We start from the raw sequence: 18,611 nt of genomic DNA on the forward strand, positions 1-18,611 counted from the left end.
AAATTTGATTTATTGGTTGTAAACTTGTAGTAAATATATAAGTATGATTATAAAAAGAAACATCATTATTACCCCCGAAAAAAGAAAGAGAAATGGCATCCTAATTGTCGATAATATTCCAATTAAAATTCGAATTATGTTTCGAGGAGTTAGATTAGACTTAAATTCTGGCTTAAGAATAAATCTTTCTAAATGGGACGAAAAAAAACAAAGAGTTAAAAATGGTCACTTTAATAAGCTTAATCAATCTTCAACAGAAATTAATAGCACTTTATCCGATTATGAATCAAAGATTCAAGACTTTTTTAAAAGAAAAGAAATTGAAGATAATGTTCCTTCGTTAGATGAATTAAAACAATTTTACAATATTGAAGTTAGGAAGTCTACTAGAAATAAAATAGAACAAGACTTTTTTTCTGTTTTTGATATTTTCACTAACAAGACTGGTATTCAAAATAACTGGACAGATAGTACTTACGCAAAACATACTACAATTAAAAATCATCTTATTGCTTTCAATAAAAAATTAAAATTAGAAAGCTTTGACGAAAATACTTTTTATGATTTTATAGTACATCTTCAGATTAAAGCTGACTTAAAAAACTCTACTATTATGAAAAACATTAGCTTTATAAAGACTTTTTTAAGGTGGGCAAATAAAAACAATTACTACGAAAATGATCTTGGGTTCATATTTAAACCAAAACTAAAAACTGTTCAAAAGAAAGTTATTTTTTTAACCATAGAAGAACAAAAAGCTCTGAAAAATCTTGAAATTCCTGACTCAAAAGAATATTTAAATAAAATTAGAGATATCTTTTTATTTTTATGCTACACTGGACTTCGTTACTCAGATGCTAAAGCATTGAAAAAATCAGACGTTAAAAGTAAACTAATAGAAGTTACTACTAAAAAAACTTCAGATATACTTCAAATCGAACTAAACAAAGAAAGTAAACGGATTCTTGAAAAATATTCAACATTAGTTTCAAAAACTAATAAAGCTTTACCGGTAATATCTAATCAGAAAATGAATGATTACTTAGAAGAGTTATTTAAACTAGCAGAATTTAATGAGGAAATTCGAATTACTTACTACAAAGGAAATGTTAGACATGATGATTTTATTCCAAAATATGAATTATTAAGATCGCACGCTGGTAGACGAACTTTTATTTGTACTGCATTATCCTTAGGTATTCCAGTACAAGTTGTAATGAAATGGACTGGGCATAGTGACTATAAATCAATGAAGCCTTATATCGATGTAGCAGACAATATAAAAGCAGTGTCAATGGATAAATTTAACACGTTATGAAAGAAATCTTATACAAAAATCTAAATCTAATTTCTATAATAATTAATTCGGATAATTTTGAAGTTAGTTCAAATATATATTTGAATCAATTTAATTTTTTTAATATTTCAAACACTTTAAATCAAGACTTCTTTGATAAGTTAATTGAAGAAATCTTTGAAAGTGATAAGAATGGTTTTCAACTTAGAAATATTATTCAAGAATTAAATAAAATCGTAAAGCTTATTGAAGAAAAAAAAGATTTTTATAATAAATATGATGACTTAAACTTCCTAAAAGTTTCTTTTAAAATTTATTGTGATACTTTATATAGAAATCAATTAATAATAATTGAAGATAATGATGTTGATGAAAATATATTAAACAAGAATGAAATTGAATCAGAAATAGATGCTATTATTTACAACCAAGATTTGCATATCAACTATTATAAGAAATTTGTCAAATTATTCAAAAAAGTTGAAGAAAATTATTCTCGCGAATTATTATTAATTGAAAACAAGTCTAAAATTAAACTTAATTACAGTGATAATTACTACATCTCACCTTTAATTGTTTTACAAATAGTTAAACTAAACAAGGCATATTATCTATTTAATAATTCTGAATTTGTACTTCTATACAATATTTTTAACCTAAATTTCTATACAGATGAACTTAAAGTAAATAAAAAACAGATAATACGCGTTAGTTATTTGATCAAATTTCTTGTAAAAAATGTAATTGGTGATAATGAGCACTGGGCAGAAAACATAGTGTATTACTTGAAGATAAATTATAATACATACGATAAAAAAAATTATGAAAATGATGATGAATTAACTGATGACCTAAAACTTTATATAAAAAATTTAAAATTGCTTTTTGTTTCTCAAGTAGAGACTTATAATGAACCTTTAATAACAAAGGTTGACAAAAAAAATAAAAATAACATTATTTAAGATTATTAAAGGTGTCATAATTCACAATCATCACTATTTTTTTATATTTTTCCGATATTATAAAGGTTATAATATTGATTAATAAATGTTTAAAAATATTTTATTTAGCTTTTTTCACTTATCTCCACTTAAAATCTATACTAATTTTGACTTAAACAAATCATATAAAATGAATAAGTTAGAGTTATTAAAAAAGCCGTTATGGCAAATGACAGGTGAAGAGTTCTTACATCTTCAGAATAATAATCAAGGGAACTTAGAGGAATCTCAAATTTCAAAATCAACCGAACTAATATATGGTTATGCTGGTATTATGGCGTTGATGAATTGTGGAAGATCTAAAGCTCAAAAAATGTTATTAGATGGTGATTTTGGTGATGCTGTAATACAGTCTAAACGTAAAATAATCATTGATAAAGAAAGAGCATTACATAATCTTAGATTAAAACAGAGAAAGTAATGGATTCAAGCAAAAACATCTCTGAATTAATCAATTCTTCTCGTGTAAAAGTGACAGACGAACTGGAATTTCCTCCAGTAATCTTAAGAGTAGAAAATGTTACTATTGGTACGTTAGGTAATTTCTCAGCGTCAACTGGAAAAGCAAAATCTCGTAAAACCTTTAATATTGGAGGAATTACCGCTGCTGCATTAATCAATTCAACCGTTTTGAAATACACTGCAACTCTTCCTTCTAAAAAGAGGAAAATATTATACATTGACACAGAACAAAGCTTGTATCATTGTCAAAAGTCTGTAAAACGAATTGTCGAATTGAGTAATCTGTCAACGGATGTTCATCCCGACAATCTTGAATTTTTATCATTAAGACGCTTTAGTCCTAAACTTCGAATTTCAATCATCGAAGAAGCAATCAAAAACACGAATGATCTAGGACTTGTGATCGTTGATGGTTTACGAGATTTAGCTTATGACATCAATAGTCCATCTGAAGCAACTGATTTGATTACAAAATTTATGAATTGGACTGAAGAATATCAAATACATATTCATACAGTTTTACATCAAAATAAAAATGATGAAAATACTCGAGGGCATTTAGGAACTGAACTGAACAATAAAGCTGAAACAATTATCCAAGTTGCAAAAGATAGTATTGATCGAAATATAAGCACAGTAAGACCTTTGATAGTTCGTGATAAAGAATTTGATTCTTTTGCTTTTGAAATTAATGAAGACGAACTACCTGAAATAATTGATGACTTTTCTGAATCCGCTAAAAAGACAAAAGGATTTGATTATTTTGAAGTATCTGAAGAAAAACATCGAGAAGCTTTAACAAAATTATTTGAGGAAAATAAGATTGTTTCATATCCAGTCTTGGTCGATTTATTACAAAAATATTATTCCATATTAGGTTATACTTTTGGAGTTAATAAAGCTAAAAATCTAAAATCTTTTTTAGAAAACAAGCGAATGATTTTAAAGGAAGGTAAAAATTACATCTTCAATGAAGAGTTTTATTATTAAAAAGAAAAAGGTTTAGTTTAGTTTACCCTATATATATACTAACCTAAACTAAACCGATTTTATTATAATTTTTTATAAGAGGTTTAATACTATTTTTTTCTCCTTTATTATTTTACATCGCATCTAAGAGTAAGAGCATTTTGAAAATGTCCTAGCTCATTAGATGATTTTCTAAACGCTCCGTTTCACTTTACTAAAAATCATCATGAGCCAAAGGTTTTCCCCCTTTGGAATCCTCCTAAAAATTTATATTTATGGGATATGCAGTTTTACACTTTGACAAAGCCATAGGAAATGACTCTGCTATGTCAGCTCACATAGAAAGGACAATCACTCCAGATTATGTTGACAAAAGTCGTACTCACCTAAACAAAGAATTAATTATTTTCCCTGAAGGAATAATCAATAGAACGCAAGCAATTCAACATCGAATTGAAAATGCTAATTTGTCTAGAAAAATTAGTAAAAATCAAGTAAGAGCAATTCGAATACTTTTAAGTGGTTCTAACGATGAGATGAACTCATTATTTAAACAAAATAAAATAGATCAATGGTGTGATGATAACATCAAATGGTTAAAAGAAACATTTGGAGAAGAAAATGTTGTCTCAGCTGTTATACATCTCGATGAAAGTACTCCTCATATACATGCAACTTTAGTTCTGATAGTTTCAAGCGAACGAAAAAAGAAAAAATCTGAATTATCAGTCAAAAAGAATTATTCTAAGAAAATTGGAAATAGACTTTCTGCAAATGATATTATGACACGAGGAAACTTAAAACAATATCAAACATCATATGCTGAAGCAATGCAAGAATATGGTTTAAAAAGAGGTGTAGAAGGATCTACAGCTAAACATACCACCACTGCGGAATATTATCAGTATTTATCTCGAAAAAATGGGCAACTTATTCTTGACAATGAACATTTGAATAAAGAAAAATCTCTAAAAACACAAGATTTGATTAGAATTAATAATGAAATTGATTCTAAAAAAGTTAAAGAAAACATTGTTAATTTATTTACTGGTACTAAGACCAAAAAACTAAATCATGAAATTGAAGAATTCCAACAAAAATTAAATACTCAAACAATAAAATCCGAGCAAAAAGAAAAAGAATTGCTTTTAAGAATCAGTGATTTAAATTCAAAAATTGATAATCAAAATCATTTAATATCTCAAGCAACTAACAAAATAAAGGAATTAAAAGATTTTAAAATTTCATTTCTTAGAACTATAAATCATTTTGATCCTAAAATTGAAGCCAAAATTAAAACTTACAATAAACTAAAATCTCACCAAGTTACTGATGAAAATATCATTAAACTATTTGAAAATAAATCCATCAAAATCAATAATGATCATCTCGAAATTAAAGAAATCAACAACGATTTTATCATTTTCCTAAATGGTAAGAACCTAGATGATCTTCTAAAACAGTATCATCAGAGAAATAAAGGGAAGAGGATTTAGATTAACTATATTTTGGAATTACAAAATCATTTTGTTTTAAATGAAAAACTTAGCCCGAGGTATATAATTTAAATATATACTTAGCTCAATTGAATCATATTCTGAAAAAATTAGTTTATCATTTTTCATATAAGTATCTACTTTTTCTGGACTTAATATATCAATTAGATTTACCAATAACTTTCCTTTTGAGCTTTGATTTCTAATGATTATGATAACTTTTCTTTCATAGGAATCATCATCTAAAAGAGTAAATATTTCCTTTAAATATATTGAGTCAGATGAATCTAATGAATGTCCCCAAATGAATACATAAAAATCATTATTTTTATTATTCGTCCCTATAAACTTATAATCAGTTGAATAATTTAGTTTTTGATATAATTTAGTAAAGGGTATAAAGTATTTTTTATCTTCTATATCATCATTCAAACTATCAATTCCTAAAACAATAGAATGATATTCACCGATTTTTCCATGAATATGTCTTGTAAAATCCTTTTCATATACTTTATCAAAAGTTTGGGTATAATTAAAAGTATAATGCTCATTAATATTTCTAACGATATCCTCATTAATCTTATATTTATTAATCTCATAAAAGGGAGTGACAAAACAGTCAAAATACATATTGAATATTAATTTAAACTTTTCAAGTTCTGAAACTAATAGTTTAACAATTTTTTCAATATCTAAATAACTCAGACTATTTTTTCGAATCAAATAAGTATCGTCAATCCAGTATCTTACACCAGTATGGTAACTGCCTACATTTAATATTCTCAGTTTTAAAAGAGCAGTCTTAATTAGTTCGTTTTCACCAAGATAGTGTTGAAATAAAAGATTATTATCTAAATATCCTGAAAAATATTTTTTTGGAAAAATTTCAGAATTAAATCCCTTAATAAAAGATTGTATTATGTCTATAACACTTAGTATCTCATTTTCAAAATCTATCCAAGTTAAATCACTTTTAATTTCTTTAAAATGTTTGTACCAAATATTATCATTTAAAAGTTCTTTTAACTTTCGTATCTTTTCTATGTTTAAATCAAATTGATTAACACTTTGAATATCTTTATAAACGGTATTAAAAATCTTCTCAAAATCAAACTCATTTGATTCGTCTACAACCCCTAATATATCAATAAAATTGTTATACGAAGTTGGTAACTCATGATGTAAATCAAATCCATTTCCAGTAACTAATATTTTTTTCATCTATTAATTCAGAATAAAAATTATTTTAACTTTATTGATTGAGAATCATTATCATACTTATAATTAACAATAGTTCCGTTAATTAATAAATTAATTGCTTCTTGAATTATATGCAATGGCGCTACAAACCATTCTCTTGGATTAATTCTTTCACCATTGTTATAAATATCTAAATCAAGGCAAACATTACCAAAGAATCGATGTAAAAGACTTTCAAATTTATGTATGTTGACATTCGCTATTTCGCAAGAATAAACATCTTCTACTTCATCAAATAAATAAGTCGATGATTTTGAAGCATTTTTAATTCTTTCTTTGACAGTTGTTGTGCTTAAACCAATTTTGTATAAATCATTTATTGAAGCTATTTCAGGATTCTTTGATTTGGATTTTAAAATATAAATCCATCCTGACGAAATATCTTCTTGATAATCAACTCCTGCATTTTTGAACAATTCTTTTTCACCACCATCAATCACATCTGTAATTAATTTTCCGTTTTTTTGAATTGCTTTTCCTAATGAACGAAACAACATATTTGAAATAGTTCCATTCTCAAAAATTGTAACAGTTCTACCTTCTAAACGAACTCTATCACCTGAAGTGTTTTCTTTTAAAACTTTTTCAGCCTTAGAAACTTCTAAATAAGCTAAAAGTCCGTCAACTAAATAAAAATTACCTTCTTTAAGATTAGTTTCAGCATTTTTAAATTCTTTGAATCTTCTTTTCCCTTCTTTTAATTCTTGATGAACTTGTTTGAACATCATACCATATTTGGTAAACTCTTTTTCAGGAATTGATGAACGTTGTGCGATGTAATCTGCCTTATCTCTTGTTGGTTCTTTAGGAACATAATTAAATTCAAAAATTGAAGAATCTCCATCGGTATCTAGTAAACCCAACTCATCATCAGCTAAAATATCATCCAATGATTCTATTTTAGGCTCGTAATCGCCCAATAAATTGTATCGATCAAAAGCTTTTAATACACCTTTTTTGTTGTCATTTGTTCTTAATTCTTTTAATCTAGAAGATAAAGAATATTCAGACATAGAGCTATTCGAAGGCTCTCTTTTATTCGTTTCATAAAACGAATTTATCTCTTCAAAAGCATCTATTAACCGATCTTCATCTGTTTTTATATAATTCTGAGGTTGGTTTGAATTTAGTAAACCCAAATCATCATCATCAAAAATATCGTCTAATGTTTTAGCCATTTTGTGCTTTTTTACGTTTAGCATCTTGAATAAACAACAAAGCCTGAGCTAATCTTTGCTCTTTTGGATCATAAGATTGAATACTTGGTTTATCTCCAGTATGTTTAACCCATTCTTTGATTTTAGGCCATAAAATAACAGCCTCTTCCTCAGTCATATCAATTTTAGTCACATTAATTGTGTCCTGAATTGATTTTAAAACAGAAGTTGTTACGTTTTTTGATAATATTTCAAAAGCTTTCTGAAATGGATTAATCGTATCAATCAAATCAATGTTAATATCATCTATATTCACAAAGCTTCCAGCCATTTTAATGAATTTTTTTGAACCTTGCTCTTCAACTTCTCCATTTTTAATCACAGAATCAACCACTACATATTGACGAACTGCTTCTACATCTTCTTCACTTAGATCAGGATAAACTTCACGAATAATTCGAGGTATTAAAACTGTATTAATTACTTCAGGTTCTATATTTCCTGGCATAGCCTTAATCATCGTGTCATCTTGAAGAATACGAGCCTTTAGATCATTTAAATCACTTTCAATAATATCTTTAGCTCGTTGAGATTTAGGTTTCTTAAAGCCTTTAATTTTAATTGTATTTTCATCGTCATTTTCTAAATCGTCCTCTTCATCATCGTCCATTGGTTTGAACTTGAAGTTCGGCGCTAAGACTTGTTCCATCAACAGAGAAGCCGTAATTGCTTTTAGCATGTTATTTACTGATAATTTTACTTCATCATCCACTGCATCAGGCTGGGCAATTAAATTTGTAAACTGAGCATGTGTTTTATTGTTACTATCTCGCGTAGCACGACCAATAATTTGAATAATCTCAGTTAATGAACCTCTATACCCAATTGTTAAAGCATGCTGACAAAACGGCCAATCAAAACCTTCTTTTGCCATTCCTAATGCAATAATCATATCGATATCTTCAGGTGTTTTTACTCCACGTAAATATGCTGTTATTTTATCTCTATCTTTAGGGTTATCATTAACTAAATCAGCTATTTTTAAAATTTTTCCTGATCGCTTACTTTTTACAAATAAAACTCCAGTTTCTGTATCTTGATATTCTAATTCTCCTAAACAATCAATGATATGATTTACTTCTTCTAATTTATCTTTTGAAGATTCAGCAGAATTTACACTTGGTATATGAATAATAGTTTTGAGATTTTCGTCCAAGATTTCTTCTAATGCAGACATTCCTCTTTCATCATCGTGTTTATAGTATCTTCCACGATAAAAATGATAACCAATTCCTAAAGATTTTAAATATTCATATCCATTTAATTGATCGTAATAATTATAGGTTACTTTGATAAACTTTTCTTCATCTTCAGGTAATAATACTGGTACACTATCTCCTCTAAAATAAGAACCAGTCATTGCCACAATGTGCGCATTTGATTTTTCCATAATCTTACGCATTACATTTCCTAATATGTTGTCTCCATCAGCAGAAACGTGGTGAAACTCATCAATTGCTATCAAACAATTATTAAAATCAGTTTCAGTCAATCCTTCAAAAGCAAAACGTAAAGTAGCGTGTGTACAAATTAATATTTTCTCTTCCGATTGCATAAAATCTTTGAATGCCTGAACTTTACTTTTATCACTTCCAGGAGAACATAAATTATACTTTAGATTTAAGTCCCAATCAGCAAAGAATCCATATTTTGAAAGTTCAGTTGGAGCAAAAGAATTTCCAATAGATCTTTCTGGAACAGCAACAATTACTTTTTTTATTCCTTGATTAATTAATTTATCTAAAGCTAAAAACATCAAAGCTCTTGATTTTCCTGAAGCAGGAGGAGCTTTTAATAATAAGTATTGTGCAGAACGTGCTTCAAATGCTTTTTCTTGCATTTCACGCATTCCATATTCATTTGTAGATTTACTTTGTCCAGTCTGTTTATAATTAACATTGACTAGATTAATTGGTTGTTTATAGTTGTTTGTTGTATTGGTTTCCATTTATTTATATTTTTATACTAATCATTAAAAGTTTTCTCTTTCTTTTAAATCTAGTTGTAATAATTCTAATACATCTCATCAAATAAAAATATATTGATTATGAGTTATTTATACTTATAAAGTAGCTTTTTATCAAATAGCCATCAAATAAGATTTCTCCTGAACCAGTAAAAAATCAAATAACCATCAAATAAAAAATTACTGTTTATCAGCTTGTTACGTTTAAAAATAACGTTTTTATCAAATGACCATCAAATAAGATTTATGCCCAATATGGAATATATTTTGTGTATTTACGAGATTTATTTTCAGGATCTTCTAATTTAATAACTCCATCTTCTAGAGCATCCTTAATAATTCGGGATGCAATAGCTGCATTTTGATCTTCAATTTTAAAACGATCACGTAAAGATTGATTAGTCATTTTATCATTTGATACATATCTTAAACAAGCATGTTGGTAACAAGCTCGGATTTTTTCTTTTTTATCTAAATCATTTAAAGTTTTATAAGAATATATTGTTACCCTTGTCTTATTTTCTACAACAATAACACTTATTGGAGGTAATTGATATAGTTCATTATAAAAAAGACTTTATCCATACCAGATCCTTTTTCTTCACAGAATCCCATTCTTCTCATTAAATCAGCTAATTTATCATTTCGAGAATTATAAGCGTCAATAAAACGATCAGGATTAACAATAGGTTCTCCTGGATTAGTAAACTCAATACGATCTGTAAAAATTTCAATCATTGGAAAACCTTTACTATTCAAATCTTGATGTATTAATAAGTTAGCAACCAATTCACGAATAGCTATTTCAGGGTACATTCTTGATTCTGTTCTGAGTGCTTTACCAATCTCCTCATTAGCTGGTAATTGCCCATTAATCCAAGTAACTAGACCTTCAAATCCAAGAACATAACCTTTAGCACCTATCTGTTCACGTTCAGTTTCGACTTTATTTGTCCCCTTATAAACAATTACTCTGACAGACTTTCGCTCAACTGATTCAAAATCTTTTAATTCCTTAGCAAATAATAAAGCTCCAAGATTTGTGATTGCATATTTTGAATGAATTTTTACAACAATGTTATCTTCCATCAATTTTTCAATCACTCCTTTTTGAGTATTAGGGAATGGAATCTTCATTAAATCAAAATATGTTTCTGTACTTAAAAGTCTTATTACATCTGAAGTACTTAATCCATCTTTCGCAATTTCCATTTCATATGGCTTTCCAGTATTTCTCCATATTTTAGCTTGTTTTTCGGGAAATTCATTCAATAGTTTAGTATAACTACCCACCCTAATATAAGATTTATGAAAGAACTCTACTGGCTGTGTTTTAGCTGCAGGAATTATAAAAAGTGAAATATGTTTATCATTATAATCAAACTCGTAAATTTGAAAATCAATACGAGGTTTTAACCTTGTAATTAGCCACATCTCTAGCTCTTCTTTACCTTTTGTATGAGATTTCGCTTTAAAAGTTGTACCTATAATATTGTGAGTACCATCTTCAATACCAAAAACTAAATAACCAAATTCTTTTTTCAAAATAGATGCACTATTTGATAAAGCAGAAATGCGTTCCCCTATTTCTTCTCGTGTATGGAAATTATGTTTAAATTCTAACCATTCCGCTTCTTGAGTTTGTTGAACTAAATCTTCAAGAAGTTTTACTAAATCATTTTCATTCATATCAATATGGTTATATTTTTTTCTATTATTTCTTCGTTGTTTTCTTTTTAGGTTTCGCAAACAAAGTTTCTTTCGTTGTCATTTCGTCATAGAGTTTGAAAAGATACTCTAATCGCTCTTCATCTGAATAAAACGGAGCTAAACGATAAATTTGCTCTATTGCCAAATCCAATTCTTTGTGTGCTTGTTTTAGTCCACTTGGCATTGTTTCTGGATTATACATCCACGCCATTGTTTTTTCTGGATACTTGGCACGCTCGTCTAATATTGCAAATACATATTGATTGATCGTTTCCTTTTTCTTTTCACTTAATGTTGGAAAAGGAAAAGTATTGTAACATAGTTTTGCAGAATAACGATAATCAGTTTTTAACTTACCACCTACTGCGTCTACCCAAATCATATGCATTTTTGAATGTAATACGCCGAATAGCCAAGGTTGGGCGTCAGAAATGATCATACATAAATTAGTTGAGATATTATCTTTTGATAAAAAATCAATAGGAATATATCTTCTCCTTTCAGAGGATACACTTGGGATTATAATAAAATCTTTTTCAGTATTTTGTGTTATTTGAGCAAAAAGATGTGGAATATCAGCTAATTTAGGTCTTGATGATTTGTTTCTTGTCACTCTAATTTTATCAAAAATATTTTTTAACTCATCAATTTTATTTAACTCATCAAAATCCTCATTCTCAAACCACAAACACCATCTTTCAATACCATTAATTAATTCTGTTGAACCAATTACTTTTTTAAAATATTTTTTTGTTAATGGATTATTTAAAATTAATTCTTCTTTTTCATCGGGAGTAAATAATAAATTACCTCCATCAGCAGGCATATTCCCAAAATTCATTGAGGGAAAATTTGATATAGATTTATTTTGCTGTCCAATAAAAATATTATTTCCATCAATTAAATATGAATTAATGTTTTTAACTTCTTTAGCAATAGATTCTGTAAAAATATATTTTGGGTTGGTTGAATAATTTCTTAATCCAACAATAATTACCGTTACACCAGCATTACCTTTGGCATTATTTATCCATTTGAATGATTGGTAAGCAAAACCAATTTCTAATTTATCTGTCAAAATACGTGGCCAAGTCAATGCGACTAATAATCCTTGGCAAATAGAATTTGTAGAGACAAAAGCTAACTGCGCATTGATCTCTTCAATATATTTAGCTCCTTTATAAAACCAAATCGAAACATAATCTAAACTTTTGTAGTCTTTTTTAAAAACCAATTCCATATCCGATTTTTGCTCTGTATCTTGGTTTCTACTACCTAAATACGGAGGATTACCAATGATATAGATTTCGTCGTTTTCTTTTTTAGGACAAGCAATTTCCCAATCTACACGAGCTGCATTACCAGCTGTTATGTTTCCACTTTCTTTAAGCGGTAAAATAGGATTCGATTTTCCGTAATCTAACAATTCCAACTCAAATACCTGATTCATTTGATGTTCGGCTAACCAAAGTGAAAGAATCGCCATTTCGTGTGCAAAATCTTTGATCTCAATTCCGTAGAATTGAGATAATTTGATTTCAGAAAAATAAATTTTACGTTGAGTTGCATTCAGATCCAATAATTCTTTGATAATCTGAATTTCGAGATTTCGTAATTCCTTGTACGTAATAATTAAGAAGTTTCCACTACCACACGCTGGATCGAAAAATTTAATTTTTCCTAATCTGTTCAATAAAGCTTCTAACCCTTTTATTTTCCCTTTATTTTTTTCTAATTCATCATACAATTCATCTAAGAATAAAGGTTTGATTAACTTCAGAATATTGACAACCGAAGTATAATGCATTCCCAAATTATTACGTTCGGATGGATCTGCAACTGCTTGAATCATCGAACCAAAAATATCAGGATTAATTTCGGACCAATCTAATTCACCAGAGTCCAAAAGAATTTGACGTGCTTTAGTCGAAAATTTAGGACATTGAATATCATCACGAAATAAACCACCATTTACATACGGAAATTTATCAAAATAAGGTTCAAAGCTTCCTTTTCCTTCTGGTGTATTTAACTTTTTGAAAAGTGTTGTTAAAAATAAATCAACATCAGAACCATCTTTCTTTGTGTTATTTGCAAGAGACTCTGTAAAAATACTTTTCACTTCAAAAATCCCAGTATCTTCCGCAAAAAAACAAAACAACAATCGTGATAAAAAGATATTAAGTTGATGACTTCCTTGCGCTATCCAATGAGGATTATCAACCACCAAAATATCATATAATTCTCCTAATTTATAGGCAGCATCACGATCTAATTTATTATCATTACTAACTCTGTAAATCTCAGCACCAGAAAGTGGCAAGAAAAAATCAGTCTGTTCTCCCAACTGTTCAATTGAGAACTCTTTATTATTTCCTAATTTGGTATCAACAGCTAAAACATCTTTAAAATCAGTTACAACAATAAAACGAGGTTTTTGTTTCTTGATTTTTTCATCTTTTGCTAATTCGTCGATTAGGTTTAATAAGTTAGCCTGTTTTTCTACTTTGAAAAATATTTTTCCTTTATAAAATAATTCTCCATCAATTTTAGAAAGGTTATAATCTCCTTTTTTAAGACGTGTGATTGTTGTTTTAGAAAGTCCAAATGATAACAAAAACTCATAAATAAAGTTTTCTTGCTCAATGTTTTGAGATAAAGTATGTAGATTTTGTTGAATTTCTGATTTTTTCATTAATAGTTAGTTGTTAACTTATCGGTATATTGATTTCAAATTTACGGAAAATCTTGGAGAGCAAATGATTTTGATAATTTATTAAATTTACAATTAAACGCTAATACAATGAATAAAAGACTGAAACTAATTGAAGAAATCACACAACGAAGTGAATCTAAAGATTGGGCAAATGCAAAAAATGAATGGTCTTTCTTACATATCTATTATTCGGATGAAACTCAACAATGTTTATGTACACAGCAAATACATAATATCTGTGTGATAAAAAATAAAATTAATGGAGTTATTACTGAAGTTGGAAATAAATGTGTAAATCAATTTTTAGGAATAACTACTGGTGACAACATATTAAAATCAATACAGCATCTAAGAAAAGATAAACAAAATAGCTTAAATATGTTTGCATTAGATTATTTATTAAAAAACAATGTGATAACTACAAAAGATTATGATTTCTATAAAAACATTAGATTAAAAAGATATCTAAGTCAAGGCAGATTAAAATGGAAGTTAGATATCAACCAAAAGTTCACAAATTTTACTAGTTATGAATTCACAAAAAAACTTCAAAAAATAAATGATTTGATTGAAAAGATGACAGTCCAAAATCACAATACCGATTTTATCAAAAGTGTAAAAGAAAATTTCATCTCATATGGGAAAATTACTGAAAAACAACGAGATGCTTTAAATAATATTTATAAACAATATAATACCTAATAGTAAATATTTAATTATTTTTACATCATTAAAATAGTAATTACGTATGCGTAAGCTATCGTTTTGGTTAAACTGAAATTGCGACCTTCATTTGACAACCAATCAGCGATAGGCTTACGCCCATGTCTATATATGGCGTGGGCTAAGTCTTTCTGGTTGTCAGGCCGTCGCAAGCCTCAGTTTTAGAAATGTATTTAGTTCCACGCTACTTTTTAAACTTCAAAAGACATGGAAAACAATGAGATTAATTCAATTCACGATTTAGATAAATTTTTCAAAGAAGCAGAATCAGAACAAGAAGAAAGAAATTTCAGTCTAAAAGTGAATAAAAAATCACATCAAATGTTGAAAATACTTTCTTTAAAAACGGGGCTACCTATGAGAGATTTAGTTTCATTATTAATTGAAAATTACTACAACGAAAAAATTAGAAATCAGTAATTTTATACTACCTAAACAATATTCTTATGAAAGAAATTTGGTTTATTCGACATGGAGAATCTATGGCTAATGCTGGATTTAAGACTACCAATCATGCCACAATTTCATTAACTGAAAAAGGAAAAGAACAAGCGATTAAGGTTTCTGAAGAAATTACAAAAAAACCTGATCTTATCGTTTTGAGTAAATTTTCGAGAACTCACGAAACTGCTGATCCGACTTTTAAAAAGTTTAATGGAACGAAAATAGAAATTTTGAATTTGCATGAATACAATTATTTAGCTGAAGATCGTTGTATTGACTTAACTCCGAAAGAACGTAAACCCTTAGTAGAAGACTATTTTAATCGTTGCGATGCAAATTTTGTAGATGGAATTGGAGCTGAATCCTTCGTTGAGTTTCATCGTCGAATTATTGCTTCTTTAAAAGAATTAGAAACTAAAAAAGATGAATTTATTGTTGTTTTTACGCATGGTAATGTGATGCGCTTGATTTGGCAATTCATAACTGAGAATCCTCAATCAATAGATGATTCAACAATGAAAGATTTTTATCGTTTAACGAAATCGTTGGCTATTCCGAATACTAAAATAATCAAAACTACTTTTGATAAAAATGGATGGAACATCTTTGAAATATGATTTTTATACCAAAAAGAAACTTGAATCTGAATTTTTAAAAGATTTAGGTTTCTCTCAAGATTTTATTCAGAAGAACCTTAATGAATACAAGATTTCAATTGAAAAAATAATATTCGATTTATTGGATTTAGAATATAAATCTGACTATTTAGATCATCACATTTTTATTCTCGAAGAAGATGTTATTCGACTTTATGACTACTCGCACACCAGTGATCAAACGAATGATTTGAAAATAATTGAAACAATTACCCAAAGTACTAACTCAAAATCATTTCCAGTAATTCTTATTTACATTGATAGTTATATGTTTTATGATGAAATATATTCATACAACGATGTTGAAGATGAATATTATGACGATTATTTACTAAAATATGTAAAAGAAAAACTCTCAATTTTCTTTGAAAATGAAGCACCAGATTTCAAGAGCATTAACTCATTTTTGATCAAAATTATTCATTCTTTCATCGGTTTCATCACACTTAAAGAAGAGATTGAGTATTTTGAAATAAAAGAAGCCGTTAATTTTGCAATCGATGAATCATTAGGATTATAAAAAATAAAAGGAAGAAAAATATTTTTTTTCTCCCTTTATTAATTTTTTTTGATAATTGGGTGCAAAACCGGGATTAAACGATTTAATTCGTTGATTATCAGCATTGTTTGTGGAGCTGGCGGGATTCGAACCCGCGTCCAAACAAGCAACAAATAAGCTTTCTACATGCTTAGTTTATTTTTAATTGTCGGCACAATCCCGAGAACAAACACTCTGTTTCATGCTTAGCTTCTAAAATTTCGGAATCTGTCCGAAGCACTAAGATTCCTATACTTACTTTCCCGTGTCCCTGTATCAAACGCCGTAAGTCAAGGCTTTTGAGGGACATTCAGCTTCTATACCTTGTATAGACGTGGCGTATTCTTACTAAAATTCAGAATTATGCAGCTAAAGCGTACTCTTCGTTGCCAGTTAAAAAGTTGAAGTGCCTGATTAAAGTGAGTACACAACCTGTCACTGCATGCTTACTTACCCATTGGCCCTGCTGTCAAAACCAGTCAGCCCCATAGATAAACGTCAAATTAGCTTTTGACGGATGCCAAATGTACAAATTTTATACCAAATAGAATTAACTTTTTTTAAACATATAGACTGAGTATAAATAAGTATCTTAGAGAAAATCATAAAACAAAAATTTAAATATCATGGGAAACATAGTTAACGTACCTGCTTTTAAAAATCAGTACGACAATTACATTAATGGACAATTTACAGCTCCTGTACAAGGAAAATATTTTGATGTCATTACACCCCTTACAGGAAAAGTATTTACAAAAGCTGCACATTCTACAGAAGAAGACTTGGTTAAAGCAGTAGATGCAGCTCATGAAGCTTTTAAAACATGGAGCCAAACATCCCCTACTGAACGCAGCATTATTTTAAATAAAATTGCAGATAGAATGGAACAGCATTTACAGGATATTGCTGCTGTTGAAACATATGACAACGGAAAACCTGTAAGAGAAACTTTAAATGCGGATATTCCTTTGGCGATTGATCATTTTCGTTATTTTGCTTCAGTAATTCGTGCAGAAGAAGGTTCAATCAATGAGTTGGATAAAGATACCGTTTCAATTATAATTCATGAACCAATTGGTGTCGTTGCACAAATTATCCCATGGAACTTTCCAATATTAATGGCTGTTTGGAAATTAGCTCCGGCCTTGGCAGCAGGAAACTGTGTGGTATTGAAACCTGCCGAATCAACTCCTATTTCTATTCTTTATCTTTTTGAATTGATTGGTGATTTGCTTCCTGCCGGTGTAGTCAATATTGTCAATGGTTTCGGGGGAGAATTAGGACGTGCTTTGGTCACAAATCCTAAAGTTTCGAAAGCCGCATTTACAGGTTCTACAGCAACCGGTCGTTTTGTGATGCAATATGCCACTGAAAATATTATTCCGGTTACATTAGAACTAGGTGGTAAATCTCCAAATATCTTTTTTGAATCGGTTATGGATCATGACGACGACTTCTTGGATAAAGCGATTGAAGGTGCTGTCTTATTCGCTTTAAATCAAGGAGAAATCTGTACGTGTCCTTCACGATTATTGATCCAGGAATCTATTTACGATAAATTTATCGAAAGAGTCGTTGAACGAGTGAATGCCATTAAAGCCGGAAATCCTTTAGATCCTGAAACAATGATTGGTGCACAGGCTTCTCAAATTCAATATGATAAAATATTGAGCTATATTAATTTAGGAAAAGAAGAAGGTGCTGAAGTATTAACAGGTGGAGATGCAAATCATTTGCAAGGAGAATGTGAAACAGGTTATTATATTAAACCAACTTTATTCAAAGGAAATAACAAAATGCGAATTTTCCAAGAAGAAATTTTCGGGCCCGTTTTAGCCGTAACAACATTTAAAGACGAAGCAGAAGCAATAGAAATTGCAAATGATACTATTTATGGTTTAGGAGCTGGGGTATGGACGCGCGATGCACATCAATTGTATCAGGTTCCAAGAGCAATTCAATCAGGTCGTGTTTGGGTCAATCAATACCATAGTTATCCTGCAGGTGCTCCTTTCGGAGGTTATAAACAATCAGGTATTGGACGTGAAAACCACAAAATGATGTTAGACCATTATCGTCAAACTAAAAATATGTTGGTTTCTTACAGTAAAAAGAAATTAGGTTTCTTCTAGTCAAGACAGTCAAATCATCAAAAA

At 28.9% G+C, this 18,611-nt stretch carries 16 protein-coding genes and 1 other RNA gene; 10 read left to right on the top strand and 7 right to left on the bottom strand.

Features of this window, described 5'->3' with window-relative positions; translation table 11 throughout:
* Window positions 1–43: 43 nt before the first annotated feature.
* The 5 genes from H277_RS0116870 (at window position 44) to mobV (ending at window position 5,225) form a co-directional block, all read left to right on the top strand.
* Entirely contained in the window at window positions 44–1,318 is a 1,275-nt protein-coding gene (locus H277_RS0116870; RefSeq protein WP_019976803.1) for a site-specific integrase, read from the top strand.
* Complete coding sequence (locus tag H277_RS0116875; protein WP_019976804.1) at window positions 1,315–2,259, top strand: hypothetical protein; 945 nt, start codon at window positions 1,315–1,317, stop codon at window positions 2,257–2,259. The genes H277_RS0116870 and H277_RS0116875 overlap by 4 nt, the downstream gene beginning before the upstream one ends.
* 169 nt (window positions 2,260–2,428) lie before the next feature.
* The gene (locus tag H277_RS0116880; RefSeq protein WP_026357695.1) at window positions 2,429–2,719 is read left to right on the top strand and encodes a DUF3853 family protein; all 291 of its coding nucleotides are present in this window, start codon (window positions 2,429–2,431) and stop codon (window positions 2,717–2,719) included.
* A complete protein-coding gene (locus H277_RS0116885; RefSeq protein WP_019976806.1) occupies window positions 2,719–3,750 on the top strand; it encodes an AAA family ATPase in 1,032 nt (343 codons plus the stop codon). Before H277_RS0116880 ends, H277_RS0116885 begins: the two co-directional genes overlap by 1 nt.
* Window positions 3,751–4,004: 254 nt before the next feature.
* Entirely contained in the window at window positions 4,005–5,225 is a 1,221-nt protein-coding gene (gene mobV, locus H277_RS19360) for a MobV family relaxase (RefSeq protein ID WP_019976807.1), read from the top strand.
* A 36-nt stretch (window positions 5,226–5,261) separates the two neighbouring features.
* Here mobV and H277_RS0116895 read toward each other — a convergent pair whose 3' ends face one another.
* The 6 genes from H277_RS0116895 to H277_RS0116915 form a co-directional block, all read right to left on the bottom strand.
* Window positions 5,262–6,446 carry an AbiH family protein gene (locus tag H277_RS0116895; RefSeq protein ID WP_019976808.1) on the bottom strand — a complete coding sequence of 395 codons (1,185 nt, stop codon included), beginning with the start codon at window positions 6,444–6,446 and terminating at the stop codon, window positions 5,262–5,264.
* Between the two features lie 20 nt (window positions 6,447–6,466).
* Complete coding sequence (locus H277_RS0116900; RefSeq protein ID WP_033422786.1) at window positions 6,467–7,663, bottom strand: GIY-YIG nuclease family protein; 1,197 nt, start codon at window positions 7,661–7,663, stop codon at window positions 6,467–6,469.
* Complete coding sequence (locus H277_RS0116905; protein WP_019976810.1) at window positions 7,656–9,650, bottom strand: DEAD/DEAH box helicase; 1,995 nt, start codon at window positions 9,648–9,650, stop codon at window positions 7,656–7,658. Before H277_RS0116905 ends, H277_RS0116900 begins: the two co-directional genes overlap by 8 nt.
* A gap of 262 nt (window positions 9,651–9,912) precedes the next feature.
* Entirely contained in the window at window positions 9,913–10,074 is a 162-nt protein-coding gene (locus tag H277_RS20555) for a hypothetical protein (RefSeq protein WP_019976811.1), read from the bottom strand.
* A gap of 131 nt (window positions 10,075–10,205) precedes the next feature.
* Window positions 10,206–11,357 (bottom strand): RNA-binding domain-containing protein, encoded by a 1,152-nt coding sequence (locus H277_RS19515; protein ID WP_244874907.1) that lies wholly within the window; start codon window positions 11,355–11,357, stop codon window positions 10,206–10,208.
* A gap of 25 nt (window positions 11,358–11,382) precedes the next feature.
* Window positions 11,383–14,073 (bottom strand): class I SAM-dependent DNA methyltransferase, encoded by a 2,691-nt coding sequence (locus H277_RS0116915; protein WP_019976812.1) that lies wholly within the window; start codon window positions 14,071–14,073, stop codon window positions 11,383–11,385.
* Window positions 14,074–14,181: 108 nt separating this feature from the next.
* On the opposite strand from H277_RS0116915, the gene H277_RS19370 reads away from it, so the two are divergent.
* From H277_RS19370 to H277_RS0116935, 4 genes are all read left to right on the top strand, one after another.
* Window positions 14,182–14,796, top strand: a complete 615-nt coding sequence (locus H277_RS19370) for a hypothetical protein (protein ID WP_019976813.1) — start codon at window positions 14,182–14,184, stop codon at window positions 14,794–14,796.
* Window positions 14,797–15,024: 228 nt separating this feature from the next.
* On the top strand, window positions 15,025–15,237 hold the full coding sequence (locus H277_RS0116925; RefSeq protein WP_019976814.1) for a hypothetical protein: 213 nt from the start codon (window positions 15,025–15,027) through the stop codon (window positions 15,235–15,237).
* Window positions 15,238–15,263: 26 nt separating this feature from the next.
* A complete protein-coding gene (locus H277_RS19375; protein WP_019976815.1) occupies window positions 15,264–15,878 on the top strand; it encodes a histidine phosphatase family protein in 615 nt (204 codons plus the stop codon).
* Window positions 15,853–16,437, top strand: a complete 585-nt coding sequence (locus tag H277_RS0116935; protein ID WP_019976816.1) for a hypothetical protein — start codon at window positions 15,853–15,855, stop codon at window positions 16,435–16,437. The genes H277_RS19375 and H277_RS0116935 overlap by 26 nt, the downstream gene beginning before the upstream one ends.
* Before the next feature lie 107 nt (window positions 16,438–16,544).
* On the opposite strand, the gene ssrA is transcribed toward H277_RS0116935, so the two are convergent.
* Window positions 16,545–16,942: a transfer-messenger RNA gene (gene ssrA, locus H277_RS20075) on the bottom strand.
* A gap of 139 nt (window positions 16,943–17,081) precedes the next feature.
* On the opposite strand from ssrA, the gene H277_RS0116945 reads away from it, so the two are divergent.
* The gene (locus tag H277_RS0116945; protein ID WP_019976818.1) at window positions 17,082–18,587 is read left to right on the top strand and encodes an aldehyde dehydrogenase family protein; all 1,506 of its coding nucleotides are present in this window, start codon (window positions 17,082–17,084) and stop codon (window positions 18,585–18,587) included.
* Window positions 18,588–18,611: the final 24 nt, after the last annotated feature.

It is taken from the genome of Empedobacter brevis NBRC 14943 = ATCC 43319, from assembly GCF_000382425.1.
Lineage (GTDB): Bacteria > Bacteroidota > Bacteroidia > Flavobacteriales > Weeksellaceae > Empedobacter > Empedobacter brevis.